The 12,957-nt window shown below is 64.7% G+C and carries 11 protein-coding genes; 9 read left to right on the top strand and 2 right to left on the bottom strand.

Going from position 1 to position 12,957, the window contains the following annotated elements; all coding sequences use genetic code 11:
• Nucleotide 1: 1 nt before the first annotated feature.
• Nucleotides 2–847, bottom strand: coding sequence for an SDR family NAD(P)-dependent oxidoreductase (locus E4K64_RS26560; RefSeq protein WP_135166120.1), 846 nt, complete (start codon nt 845–847; stop codon nt 2–4).
• A gap of 190 nt (nt 848–1,037) precedes the next feature.
• Here E4K64_RS26560 and E4K64_RS26555 point away from each other — a divergent pair, with 190 nt between their 5' ends.
• The 4 genes from E4K64_RS26555 to E4K64_RS26540 all read left to right on the top strand — a co-directional run bounded on the left by E4K64_RS26555 (nt 1,038) and on the right by E4K64_RS26540 (nt 6,372).
• The gene (locus tag E4K64_RS26555) at nt 1,038–2,534 is read left to right on the top strand and encodes an aldehyde dehydrogenase family protein (protein ID WP_135166119.1); all 1,497 of its coding nucleotides are present in this window, start codon (nt 1,038–1,040) and stop codon (nt 2,532–2,534) included.
• A gap of 119 nt (nt 2,535–2,653) precedes the next feature.
• Entirely contained in the window at nt 2,654–3,781 is a 1,128-nt protein-coding gene (locus tag E4K64_RS26550; protein WP_135166118.1) for an alkene reductase, read from the top strand.
• A 163-nt stretch (nt 3,782–3,944) separates the two neighbouring features.
• Nucleotides 3,945–4,448, top strand: coding sequence for a GFA family protein (locus E4K64_RS26545; RefSeq protein ID WP_135166117.1), 504 nt, complete (start codon nt 3,945–3,947; stop codon nt 4,446–4,448).
• 262 nt (nt 4,449–4,710) lie between these two features.
• The gene (locus tag E4K64_RS26540) at nt 4,711–6,372 is read left to right on the top strand and encodes a thiamine pyrophosphate-binding protein (RefSeq protein ID WP_135166116.1); all 1,662 of its coding nucleotides are present in this window, start codon (nt 4,711–4,713) and stop codon (nt 6,370–6,372) included.
• A gap of 224 nt (nt 6,373–6,596) precedes the next feature.
• Here E4K64_RS26540 and E4K64_RS26535 read toward each other — a convergent pair whose 3' ends face one another.
• Nucleotides 6,597–7,979, bottom strand: coding sequence for an LLM class flavin-dependent oxidoreductase (locus E4K64_RS26535; RefSeq protein WP_135166115.1), 1,383 nt, complete (start codon nt 7,977–7,979; stop codon nt 6,597–6,599).
• 277 nt (nt 7,980–8,256) lie between these two features.
• Here E4K64_RS26535 and E4K64_RS26530 point away from each other — a divergent pair, with 277 nt between their 5' ends.
• The 5 genes from E4K64_RS26530 (at nt 8,257) to E4K64_RS26510 (ending at nt 12,937) form a co-directional block, all read left to right on the top strand.
• Nucleotides 8,257–9,654: a M20 family metallopeptidase gene (locus E4K64_RS26530; RefSeq protein WP_135166114.1), complete on the top strand. Its 1,398-nt coding sequence runs from the start codon at nt 8,257–8,259 to the stop codon at nt 9,652–9,654.
• Between the two features lie 85 nt (nt 9,655–9,739).
• Complete coding sequence (locus E4K64_RS26525) at nt 9,740–10,651, top strand: amino acid ABC transporter substrate-binding protein (protein WP_126259515.1); 912 nt, start codon at nt 9,740–9,742, stop codon at nt 10,649–10,651.
• A gap of 115 nt (nt 10,652–10,766) precedes the next feature.
• A complete protein-coding gene (locus E4K64_RS26520) occupies nt 10,767–11,498 on the top strand; it encodes an amino acid ABC transporter permease (protein ID WP_126259516.1) in 732 nt (243 codons plus the stop codon).
• A 2-nt stretch (nt 11,499–11,500) separates the two neighbouring features.
• Nucleotides 11,501–12,193, top strand: coding sequence for an amino acid ABC transporter permease (locus E4K64_RS26515; protein WP_126259517.1), 693 nt, complete (start codon nt 11,501–11,503; stop codon nt 12,191–12,193).
• Between the two features lie 12 nt (nt 12,194–12,205).
• Nucleotides 12,206–12,937 (top strand): amino acid ABC transporter ATP-binding protein, encoded by a 732-nt coding sequence (locus E4K64_RS26510; RefSeq protein WP_135166113.1) that lies wholly within the window; start codon nt 12,206–12,208, stop codon nt 12,935–12,937.
• Nucleotides 12,938–12,957 lie beyond the last annotated feature (20 nt).

Raw genomic sequence — 12,957 nt, 5'->3', positions numbered from 1 at the left:
GCTACTCCCCCTCCACAAACTTCTTGAACGCATTCGCGTAGTCCGGATGCCAGCGCGATAATGGCGGGCGGTTCTCGACGATGTCGCCGGCGGCCCACAGCATGCGCTTCTCATCGAGTGCGCGCGGCACGTCGTTGTCCGGGCACAGGATGTAGAAATCGCCGGCCTCCAGCCGTGCCAGCATGAAATCGACCGTCTGCTCCGGCGTCCAGGCGCCGGCCGGCTTTTCGGTGCGCCCCTTAGCGGTGAGGCCGGTGAAGACGAAGCCGGGGATCAGCAGATGTGCCGTGAGGCGACAATCCTTCGTGTTGCGCAGCTCATGCTGGAGCGCTTCGGTGAACGCTTTCACGCCGGCCTTGGAGACATTGTAGGCGGGATCGCCCGGCGGCGTGGTGATGCCCTGCTTGGAGCCGGTGTTGATGATGAGGCCGGACCTGCCGCGCGCGATCATGTTGGGTGCGAAGATGCGCGAGCCGTTGATGATGCCCCACATGTTGACGGCGATGATGCGCTGCCAATGATCGGGCTCGCCGAACAGCGTGCTGCCCGGCTGGATGCCGGCATTGTTCATGAGGATGTCGGTGCCACCGAACCGCTCGCGTACCGCGCGCTCGAGTTCCGTCAGGCTTTCTGTCTTGCTGACGTCGACCACGGCCGTCATCACGTTCGCGGCACCGGCGATGGATGACAGTATTGTTGCGGCCTCGACCAGGCGTCCCTGATCGACATCCGCGATGCACACCTTCATGCCGGTGCGCGCAAACGCCGCGGCGGCGGCAAACCCGATTCCGGATGCGCCACCTGTGATGACGGCAACGTTGTCTTTGACGATGGCGGGATGCGGCATGGCTGGACTCCGGCGAAGCTGCGTTGCGCTCGGTCGCGTTATAGCACGCGCTCGGCTCGACCCTGCACAAGTCGGCATGGGAGGTCTTCGCTCCACGGCGTCTTTACGCCCCTCCGGGCCGGTTGTACCTTGTCCGACGAACGATCCCGCCCAGATCGACCCAATCAATCACCTGACAGGGAGTGCAGCCATGGCTGTGTCGCAGGCTATTCCGATCACGCGCCATCCGTTCGCGAATGGGTCCTACAAGCAGATGCTGATCGACGGGAAATGGGTCGATGCAGCCTCAGGCAAGCGCTTCGAGACCCGCAATCCTGCAACGGGCGAGCTGCTCGCGACCGTCGCGGAGGGTGACAAGGAAGACATCGATCGTGCGGTTGCCGCCGCACGCCGCGCCTTCGAAGGGCCCTGGAGCAAGGTCAAGCCGTTCGAGCGGCAGAACCTGCTCCTGAGGCTTGCCGACCTCGTCGAGAAGAACTTCGATGAATTGTCGCAGCTCGACACGCTCGACATGGGCGCGCCGCTCAGCCGCACCCGCGCCTATCGCCTGCGCGCCGTCGGCATGCTGCGCTACTATGCTGGTCAGACCACCGCGATCCACGGCGAGACCATCGAGAACTCGCTGCCTGGCGAAATCTTCTCCTACACGCTGAAGGAGCCGATCGGCGTCGTCGGTGCCATCATTCCCTGGAACGGGCCGCTCACCGCGACGATCTGGAAGATCGGTCCTGCGATCGCGACCGGCTGTACCGTGGTGCTCAAGCCCGCCGAAGAGGCGCCGCTGACCTCGCTGCGCATCGCCGAGCTCGCAATGGAGGCGGGCATTCCGCCCGGCGTCGTCAACGTCGTGCCCGGCTACGGCGAGACCGCCGGCGCCGCGCTCGCCTCGCATCACGACGTCGACAAGGTCGCCTTCACCGGCTCGCATGTCACGGGACAGTCGATCATCCGCGCCTCCGCCGGCAATCTCAAGCGGGTCTCGCTCGAGCTTGGCGGCAAGTCACCGGACATCGTGTTTGCCGATGCCGATCTCGATGCCGCCGTGCCTGGCGCGGCGATGGCGGTGTTTGCCAATTCGGGGCAGATCTGCAGCGCCGGCACGCGCCTGTTCGTCGAGCAGTCGATCTACGAGGAGTTCGTCGGCCGCGTCGCCGAGTTCGGCAAGAAGCTGCAGGTCGGCAACGGTCTCGATCCCAATGTGCAGATCGGGCCGCTGGTCTCCGAGCAGCAGCTCGAACGCGTCACCGGCTATCTCGACATCGGCCAGAAGGAAGGTGCCAAGGCACTCGCCGGCGGCGGCCGCGTCACCGAGGGCGCATTGTCGAAAGGCTTCTTCGTCTCGCCGACGGTGTTCGCGGGCGTTGAGGACAACATGCGCATCGCGCAGGAGGAGATCTTTGGCCCCGTCATCTCCGCGATCGCGTTCAAGGACATGGACGAGCTGGTCAAGCGCGCCAACAACACCACGTTCGGCCTCGGCTCCGGCCTGTGGACGCGCGACGTCAGCAAGGCGCATGCGGTCGCAAAGCGCCTGCGCGCCGGTTCGGTGTGGGTGAACTGCTACCAGGCGATGGATCCGGCTGTGCCGTTCGGCGGCTACAAGATGAGCGGCTACGGCCGCGAGTCCGGCAAGCAGCATGTCGAGGAATATCTCAACGTGAAGGCCGTCTGGATCAAGACGGCGTAAGGCCTGCTCTCTGTCGCGTTCCGCGAGAGAGAATATCCGCATTCGAGGGGGTGGCGCCTTTTCCGGGTGCCGCCCCTCGCGCTATGATCCGCATCCTTCTGTAAACATCCGGGGACCACATGAAATTCGAAGCGTTGTTTAGGCCGTTGCAGGTCGGTCCGTACAAGCTTGCGCATCGCGTCGCGATGGCGCCGCTCACGCGCATGCGGGCCGAGCGCGAGAGCTTTTCGCCGCGGCCGCTGAACGCGGAATATTACGCCCAGCGCGCGACGCCCGGCGGCCTGATCATCGCCGAAGCCTCGCCGGTGCTTTCGCACGGCCGCGGCAATCCGGCGACGCCCGGCATCTATTCGCAGGCGCAGATCGACGGCTGGCGCAAGGTGGTCGACGCCGTGCACGCCAAGGGCGGCATCATCTTCCTCCAGCTCTGGCATGTCGGCCGCGTCTCGCATTCCTCCTTTCACGGCGGCGAGCTGCCGGTTTCGGCCTCGGCGATCCCGATCCGGGCGGAAGGGATGAAGGCGATGACGGCCGACGGCAAGATCTCGGATTATGAAACGCCGCGCGCGCTGGAGACCGGGGAGGTCAAGGATATCGTCGAGGCGTTCCGGCAAGGTGCGAAGAATGCGCTCGCGGCCGGGTTCGACGGTGTCGAGATCCACGGCGCCAACGGCTATCTGCTCGAGCAATTCCTGCAGTCGCGCAGCAACCAGCGCACCGATCAATATGGCGGCGGAATCGAGAACCGCGCTCGGCTGCTGCTCGAGGTCACGCAGGCCGCGATCGACGTCTTTGGCGCGAACCGCGTCGGCGTGCGGCTTTCACCCCACGGCATCGCCAATGATTCCGGCGAGCCCGATCCGATGCCGCTCTACACCTACGTCGTGAAGGCGCTGGACCAGCTCGGACTCGCTTATCTGCATTTCATCGAGCCGCGCTCGAGCGGCGCCGGCCGTGCCGACGTCCACTGGGAAAACGTGCCGTCGGCGATGGTGCTGTTCCGGCCGCTCTACAGCGGCGTGCTGATGACCGCGGGCGGCTTCACCGGTGAGACCGCGAACGCGGCGATTGCCGATGGCCACGCCGACATCATCGCCTTCGGCCGCATCTTCATCTCCAACCCCGATCTGCCGCGGCGCCTGCAGCACGACTACCCGATCACGCCGTACAACCGCGCGACCTTCTACGGCGGCGAGGAGAAGGGGTATACGGATTATCCGGTGTATGACGAGCTGACGCCGGCATGACTTGCTCCGTCATTCCGGGGCGCGACGAAGTCGCGAGCCCGGAATCCATCCGCCCGCATATCCGGAGGTGAGATGGATTCCGGGCTCGATGCTTCGCATCGCCCCGGAATGACGAGTAAGAGTGTCGCGCCACCGTCAGCCGCAATGACGACGGGGAAACACAATGGCCAAAGCCGCAGCCGCCGCAGGTATCGCCACCGGCCAATGCCTCTGCGGCAAGGTCAGCTTCGAGATCGACGTCCCAGCACGCTGGGCCTGGCATGATCACTCCACCGCCAGTCGCCGCGCCCATGGTGCGGCCTATGCGACCTATGTCGGAAGCTGGAAGAAGCGCTTTCGCATCACATCCGGCAAGACCGCGCTCACGCGTTACGAGGACAAGGCCACCAAGACCACCCGCAGCTTCTGCTCGCATTGCGGCACGCCGATCGCCTATGAGCGGCCGCGCGGGCCGCACATGGTCAACATCCCCCGTGCGCTGTTTAGAGAGCGCACCGGCCGCCAGCCGCTCTATCACATCGCGATCGAGGAGCTGCAGGAATGGGCCTATACCGGCGAGCCGCTGGTGCCGCTGAAGGGTTTTCCCGGCGTGGTCTGGCAGCGCTCGAAAAAGAAGAAGCGCGCGGGCGGCGAGGACCCGTTCGAGCTTGGACGCGAGGAGATGTAGCGCGGGCTGGGCGCACAACTCTCGTGCCCCGGACGCGGTGCGGCACGAAGTGACGCACCGCAGAGCCGGGGCCCATGCATCAGCGAACTCGGAGCGAGTCTGGGTCCCGGCTCTGCGTCGCACCGTTGCGCGCTGCGACGCGTCCGGGACACGAGGAGCGCCCGCGCGCAACGCTGCCATGACCGTGCTTCCTTGCGCGCCTCCTTCGATTTCGGCCATCATGCCTTCAGGCCTTGCGGCAACGCTCGCTCCTGGAGGAAACATGAAGAACAAGATCACCGGCCGCTCCGCCTTTCTTGCGCTGCTCAAGGACGAGGGCATCACGCATCTGTTCGGCAATCCCGGCACTACCGAATTGCCGATCATGCATGCGCTGAAGGACCATCCCGATCTCACTTACGTGATGGCGATGCAGGAGAGCCTGGTGGTCGCGATCGCGGACGGTTACAGCCGCGCCTCCGGCAAGCTCGTCGCCTGCAACGTTCACGTCGCGCCCGGCCTCGGCAACGCCATGGGCTCGCTCTACAACGCCCAGTTCACGGGCACGCCGATGATCCTGACCGCCGGCCAGCAGGAGCAGGGCCATGGCCTGATGGAGCCAGTATTGTACGGCCCGCTGGTCCGCATGGCCGAGCCGCTGGTGAAATGGGCGGTGGAGGTGACGCGGCTGGAGGATCTGCCGCGCATCGTCCGCCGCGCGGCCAAGATCGCGACCACACCGCCGACCGGGCCGGTGTTCATTTCGCTCCCCGGCGACATCCTGAACAGCGAGGCGGGTATCGAGCTCGGCCGCTCCACCCGCATCGACGCCCGCGTGAAGCCGTCGGACGAAGCGCTGAAGGCGTTTGCTGCGCGGCTGCTCAAGGCCGAGCGCCCCGTCATCGTCACCATGGACGAGGTGGTCAAGAGCGATGCCCTGAAGGAGGCCGTCGAGCTGGCCGAATTGCTCGGCGCCGCCGCTTACCAGTCTTCGACGCCGTATGGATCGCACTTCCTGTCGGAGAGCCCGAGCTTCGTCGGCACGCTCGCGCGCGTGCAGAAGGTGGCGCGCGATACGCTTGCGCCGTACGACCTCCTGATTGCGCTCGGCGGCGATCCCTTGCGGATGTCGGTCTATAGCGAGGTCGATGCGCTGCCGGACGGGCTCGGCATGGTGCAGGTCGGCCTCGTCGATTGGGAGATCGCCAAGAATTACGGCGCCGAGATCGCGCTGAAGGCGGATCTGAAGGAAACCCTGCGCGCGCTGATCCCGGTGCTGAAGGAGATGGGCGGTGCAACACTTGCAAACCGCGCCAAGCAGCGCCTTGCCGAGCTCGCGCCGAACAACTGGACCGCACGCCGCGCGGCGCTGGTCGAGCAGATCGGCAAGAGCGCCAGCCGCACGCCGATCGATCCGGACTTTTTGGTGCTGCAGATGGTCGAGGCCATGCCGGACCATGCGATCCTGGTCGACGAAGGCCTCACCTCCAGCCGCCAGATCACGGCGCTGCGCCCGCATCGCGACCGCTATGGCTATCACGGCCTTGCCTCCGGCGGCATCGGCTGGGGCCTGCCGGCCTCCGTCGGCGCCAGCATCGCCAATCCGGATCGTCCCGTCGTCTGCTTCTCGGGCGATGGCAGCGCGATGTATTCGATCCAGTCGCTGTGGACGGCGGCGCACCACAAGCTGCCGCTCAACGTCGTCATCGCCAACAATGGCGGCTACCGCATCATCAAGCAGCGCCTGCTCGCCTTCCACGGCGACGACAATTACGTCGGCATGGATTTCGTCGATCCGCCTGTGGATTTCGCCGGCCTCGCGAGAGCGCTGGGCTGCGAGGCGATCAAGCTCAGCGATCCCAGCGAGCTGAAGGCGACGCTGGCCTCGGCGTTCAATCGGCCGGGGACGAAGCTGATCGAGGTGATGGTGGATGGGAAGCTGTAGGACGCTGCGGCGCACTCCGCCATATTGCGCGCCATGACGGCGTGGCTGCACCGCGCTCAAAATTCTCACCGTCACCCTGAGGTGGCCGCTTCTTCAGCGGCCCTCGAAGGGCGACGGCCCCGCTGTTGCTGCCAGCTCGGCCGTTCATCCTTCGAGGCTCGCCCGGCGGGGCATGCACCGCCGGTCTCGCGCCTCAGGATGACGGGACTTATGGCGTGGGGGCGTTAGCCACCCGTCTTCCCCACCCGATACCCCGCCGCCGGATGCTTCGCATCGAGCCTCGCCCGGCCGGCACCGAACAGCTTTTCCCGCAGCGTGCCCTTCGCATATTCCGACTTATACCTCCCGCGCCGCGTCAGCTCCGGCACCAGCATGTCGGAAATATCCTCGAAATCGCCGGGCGAGATCGCGAAGGCCACGTTGAGGCCGTCGACGTCGGTCTTCTCGAACCAGTCCTCGATCTTGTCAGCGACGGTTTCGGGCGTGCCGACCACGACCGGGCCGGCGCCGCCGATGCCGACATGCTCGATGACGTCGCGCACGGTCCAGACGCGGTCCGGATCGCCCCGGGTGACATTGTCGAGCGCGCTGCGGCCGGCATCGTTCTGGACGTGACGCACTTGCTGGTCGAGCTCGTAGCCGGAGAAATCGATGCCGGTCCATCCCGACATCAGCGCCAGCGCGCCTTCCGGATTGATGTGCGAGCGGTAGTCGGAATATTTCGCCGCCGCTTCGGCCTCGCTGTTGCCGAGGATGATCGTCATCATGCTGAACATCAGGATCTCCGCCGGGTTGCGGCCGAGTGCGGCGGCCTCCTGGCGGATCGCCGACACGCGCGGCGCAATGATCTTGGCCGACGGTCCCGACATGAACACGCATTCGGCATGCTTGGCCGCGAACTGCCGGCCGCGCGGCGAGGTGCCGGCCTGGTAAAGCACGGGCGTGCGCTGCGGCGAGGGCTCGCTGAGATGGATGGTGTTGTTGATGCGGTAGTTCGTACCCTCATGATTGACGCGATGGACCTTGCTGGGATCGGTGAAGATGCCGCGCTTGCGGTCGCGCAGCACGGCGTCGTCCTCCCAGCTGCCTTCCCAGAGCTTGTAGACGACCTCCATATATTCGTCGGCGATGTCGTAGCGGTCGTCGTGCCCGGTCTGCTTGTCCTTGCCGGCGCCACGCGCGGCGCTGTCGAGATAGCCGGTGACGACGTTCCAGCCGATCCGCCCTTCGGTGAGGTGATCGAGCGTCGACATCCGCCGCGCGAACGGATAGGGCGGCTCGAACAACAAATTGCTGGTGACGCCGAAGCCGAGATTTTGCGTCACCGCGGCCATGGCCGAGAGCAGCAGCAGCGGCTCGTTGGACGGCGTCTGTGCCGCGTTGCGCAAGGCCGCGTCAGGACTGTTGCCATAGACGTCATAGACCCCGAGCACGTCGGCCAGGAACAGTCCGTCGAAACGGCCGCGCTCCAGCGTCCTGGCCAGATCGATCCAGTAGGGCAGGCGGTTGTAGTCGGCGGTGCGGTCGCGCGGATGGGTCCACAGGCCGGGTGACTGATGCGCGACACAATTCATCGCAAATGCGTTGAGTCTGATCTGCTTGGCCATGCTGGCTCCACGGCGCTCTGTACTGAGCGCTCTTCGAATGATAGATGTGCGCCCGAATTTGACGCCCGAACTTGGCGAAGTTCTTGCATATCGCTTGCGCTTGGCAAGGCCAAATCAGCGGCGCTGCTGCGCCTGGCAAGCCAATCTCAAGGAAGCAAGGACGAAATCCCAAGAAGAAGTGCAAGCGAACGACAAGAACTAACCAACCCCCTGCCACTTTCGAAGGCCAACCCGTATCGGGTAAAGTCCTTCGTCCTGAAGTCCCGAAAAGCAAGTCATGACCAGAGCCGACGCCATCGCCCGCGCCCGTGAGGATTTTCGATCCGGCGCATTCCTCGCCGAGCTCGACCGCCGCGTCGCCTTCAAGACCGAGAGCCAGAATCCGTCGCGCGGCCCGGAGCTGCGCGCCTATCTGGAGCAGGAGATGCAGCCGGCCTTCGCCGCGCTGGATTTCACCAGCCGTATCGTCGAGTCCCCCAGCGGCAAGGCGCCGTTCCTGCTCGCCGAGCATCTCGAGAGTGCCTCCGCGCCGACCGTGCTGATCTACGGCCATGGCGACGTCGTCGACGGCATGGAAGGCGAGTGGCGCGACGGGCGCGATCCCTGGCGCACCACGGTTGCCGGCACGCGGCTGTACGGCCGCGGCACCGCCGACAACAAAGGTCAGCACAGCATCAACATGGCGGCACTGCGCGCGGTGCGCGATGCCCGCGGCGGCAAGCTCGGCTTCAACGCCAAGTTCATCGTGGAGATGGGCGAGGAGATCGGCTCGCCCGACCTCGGCAAGGTCTGCGACCTCAATCGCGACGCGCTCAAGGCGGACCTGTTCATGGCCTCCGACGGGCCGCGCCTGTCCGCCGACCGTCCGACCCTGTTCCTCGGCTGCCGCGGCGGCGTCCGCATTCATCTGGATGTGAACCTGCGCGACGGCGGCCACCATTCCGGCAATTGGGGCGGTGTGCTGGCCAATCCCGCGACCATTCTGGTCAACGCGATCTCGACGCTGGTCGACGGCCACGGTCGCCTCCAGCTCGACGCCCTGAAGCCGCCGCGGCTCAGTAACCAGATCCGCTCTTATCTGGCCGATGTGCAGGTGGTGCCGAGCGCGGACGAGCCCGCGCTCGCCGAGAACTGGGGCGAGGAGGGTCTTTCGGCCGCCGAGCGGCTGTACGCCTGGAATACGCTGGAAGTGCTGGCGATGTCCTCGGGCAATATCGAGAAGCCGGCCAACGCCATTCCCGGCCATGCCAATGCCGTGCTGCAACTGCGTTTCGTGGTCGGGACGAAGATCGAGGGCCTGATCGAGGCCATCCGCGCGCATCTGGTCGCAAGGGGTTTTCCGATGGTGGAGGTGCGGGCGGCCCAGAGTTTTGCTGCATCGCGCACAGACTTCGACAGCCCCTGGATCAAATGGGCGGCGGATTCGGTGCAGGAGACCACCGGCAAGGCGCCGGCCGTGCTGCCGAATTTCGGCGGCTCGCTTCCCAATGACGTGTTCTCCGAAATCCTCGGCCTGCCGACGATCTGGGTCCCGCACTCCTATCCCGGCTGCTCCCAGCATGCGCCCAATGAGCACATTCTGCTGCCTTTGACCGAAGAGGCCTTGACGGTGATGGCCGGGCTGTTCTGGGATCTCGGCCAATTGCGAGCACCGCTGACAAGCCCGTTAACCTGAGCCTCGATCCAGCCAAAAGTCACATTCTAATCCGGGCCGATTTGTGCTTGCATCCGGCCGCATCATCCTGAAAGGGGACAAAAAAGTGAAACATTTCCGTAGCATTGGGCTCGCACTCGCCGCGACCTTCGCCGTCAGCCAGGCCGGGGCCCAGGAGCTGACCGGCACGCTGAAGAACATCAAGGACACCGGCGCCATCACGCTGGGCTTCCGCGACTCCTCGATCCCGTTCTCCTATCTCGACGACAACCAGAAGCCCGTCGGGTTCGCGATGGACATCTGCTACAAGATCGTCGACGCCGTGAAGAAGGAGCTCAAGCTCGACAAGCTCGAGGTCAAGCTCAACCCGGTGACCTCGGCGACCCGTATCCCGCTGATGGCCAACGGCACCATCGACCTGGAATGCGGCTCGACCACCAACAACGCCGAGCGCCAGAAGCAGGTCGCCTTCACCAACACCCACTACCTGACCGCCAGCCGCTACGTCTTCAAGAAGTCCAGCGGCCTGAAGTCGATCGACGATCTCAAGGGCAAGACGGTGGTCTCGACCGCCGGCACCACCAACATCAAGCAGCTCACCGAGGCCAATGTCGCCAAGAGCCTCGGCGCCAACATCATCCCCGCCAAGGACCACGCCGAGGCCTTCCTGATGGTCGAGACTGACCGCGCGGTCGCCTTCGTCATGGACGACATCCTGCTCGCGAGCCTCGTCGCCGGCTCGAAGTCGCCGGGCGACTACGAGATCTCCAAGGATGCCTTCTCCAAGCCCGAGCCCTACGGAATCATGCTGCGCAGGGACGATCCCGCCTTCAAGAAGGTGGTCGATGCGGCAACCGCCGCGCTCTATACCTCGGGCGAAGCCCAGAAGATCTACGACAAGTGGTTCACCCAGAAGATTCCGCCGAAGGGCCTGAACCTCAACACGCCGATCTCGGCCGAGCTGAAGAACGAGTTCGCCAAGCCGACGGACTCGCCGAATCCGGACGATTATAAGTAAGCAAAACCTCGATCTTTCGATCGGGATCATGTCCGGCCACTCTTGACACTGGGGTGGCCGGACATTTGCATAGGCGCCGGGACATCCATAGCTGGCGCGTTCGCGCGGGGGACACGTGAACTACAACTGGAACTGGGGAATCTTTTTCCAGCCGAACCCGATGGGGACCGGCACCTATCTCGACATGCTCTTGTCGGGCCTGGTGCTGACCCTCAAGACCGCGGCGCTGGCCTGGGTCATCGCGCTGATCACCGGCTCGCTCGTCGGCGTGATGCGCACGCTGCCGTCGAAGGGGGCGAACTGGTTCGGCTTTGCCTATGTCGAATTCTTCCGCAACATGCCGCTGCTCGTGCAGCTCTTCCTGTGGTACTTCGTGCTGCCGGAACTGCTGCCGAAAGGCGCCGGCACCTGGCTGAAGCAGCTGCCCAACGCGCCGTTCTGGACCGCGGCGATCGGCGTCGGTTTCTTCATGTCGGCGCGCGTTGCCGTGCAACTGCAGGCCGGCATCGGCTCACTGCCGCGCGGGCAGAAGATGGCCGCAACGGCGCTGGGCCTGACCACCGCGCAGGGCTATCGCTACGTGCTGCTGCCGATGGCGTTCCGCATCATCCTGCCGCCGCTGACCTCTGAGTTCCTCAACACCATCAAGAACACGGCGGTCGCGATCACCATCGGCCTGCTCGAGCTGACCGGACAGGCGCGCTCGATGCAGGAATTCTCGTTCCAGGTGTTCGAGGCCTTCACCGCTGCGACCATCCTTTATCTCCTCGTCAACGCCGTTGTCGTGACCGCGATGCGCTTCCTCGAGCGCTGGGTCGCGATCCCCGGCTACATCACGGGGAAATAGCGATGTTCGGCAATCTCGATTTCGACGTCATCCGCCGCGCGCTGCCCTATCTGTTCTTCGAGGGCATGACCTTCACGCTGACGCTGACGGGCCTTGCAGCGCTCGGTGGTCTCGTGTTCGGCACGGCACTCGCCCTGATGCGGCTCTCCGGCTTCAAGATCCTTGGCCGGATCGCCGGGGTCTATGTCGACTTCATGCGCTCGCTGCCGCTGGTTCTGGTCATCTTCTGGTTCTACTTCCTGGTGCCCTATATCGGGCAGTGGGTGACCGGTGCTTCGCGCCCGATCAGCGTTGGCGCCTTCGCGTCCTCGCTCATCACCTTCATCATGTTCGAAGCGGCGTATTTCTCCGAGATCATGCGCGCCGGCATCCAGTCGATCTCGCGCGGCCAGCCTGCCGCCGCCAGTGCGCTGGGGCTGACCTACGGCCAGACCATGCGCTACGTCGTGCTGCCGCAGGCCTTCCGCAACATGCTGCCGGTTCTGATCACGCAGACCATCGTTCTGTTCCAGGACACTTCGCTGGTCTACGTCCTTTCGATCACGGATTTCCTCGGAGCCGCGAGCAAGGTGGCGCAGCGCGACGGGCGCCTCGTCGAAATGTACCTGTTCGCGGCGGTCGTCTACTTCACCATTTCCTGTATCGCGTCCTACGCCGTCCGCCGGCTCCAGGCGCGCATCGCCATCGTTCGCTAGGGCCAGAAGCTCATGATCGAAATCAGTCATGTCAACAAATGGTATACGCCGAGCTTCCAGGTGCTGACCGATTGCACGACCAGCGTCACCAAGGGCGAGGTCGTGGTGGTCTGCGGCCCCTCGGGCTCGGGCAAGTCGACGCTGATCAAATGCGTCAATGCGCTGGAGCCGTTCCAGAGCGGCGACATCAGCGTCGACGGCACCAAGGTCAACGATCCCAAGACCAACCTGCCGAAACTGCGCTCGCGCGTCGGCATGGTGTTCCAGCACTTCGAGTTGTTTCCGCACCTGAAGATCATCGACAATCTCTGTCTCGCGCAGGAGAAGGTGCTGAACCGGTCGCGCGACAAGGCGATGGCGAAAGGCATGCAGCTGCTGGAGCGCGTCGGCCTCAAGGAACAGGCGCAAAAGTTTCCCGCCAACCTGTCCGGCGGCCAGCAGCAGCGTGTCGCCATTGCGCGCGCGCTCGCGATGGATCCGATCGTCATGCTGTTCGACGAGCCGACCTCGGCGCTCGACCCGGAAATGGTCAGCGAGGTGCTCGACGTCATGGTGGACCTCGCTCATGAGGGCATGACCATGATGGTCGTCACCCACGAGATGGGCTTTGCCCGCAAGGTGGCCAATCGCGTGATCTTCATGGACCGCGGCGAGATCGTTGAGGACGCGGCGAAGGAAGATTTCTTCGGCAAGCCCCGCAGCGACCGCGCGCAGAAGTTCTTGTCGAAGATCCTGTCGCATTGACTCCCGTCATTCCGGGGCGC

Origin of the sequence: Bradyrhizobium frederickii (assembly GCF_004570865.1) — a bacterium.
GTDB classification, from domain to species: domain Bacteria; phylum Pseudomonadota; class Alphaproteobacteria; order Rhizobiales; family Xanthobacteraceae; genus Bradyrhizobium; species Bradyrhizobium frederickii.
Note: the sequence above shows the minus strand (reverse complement) of the source record. Positions and strands in the feature narration are given on the sequence as shown.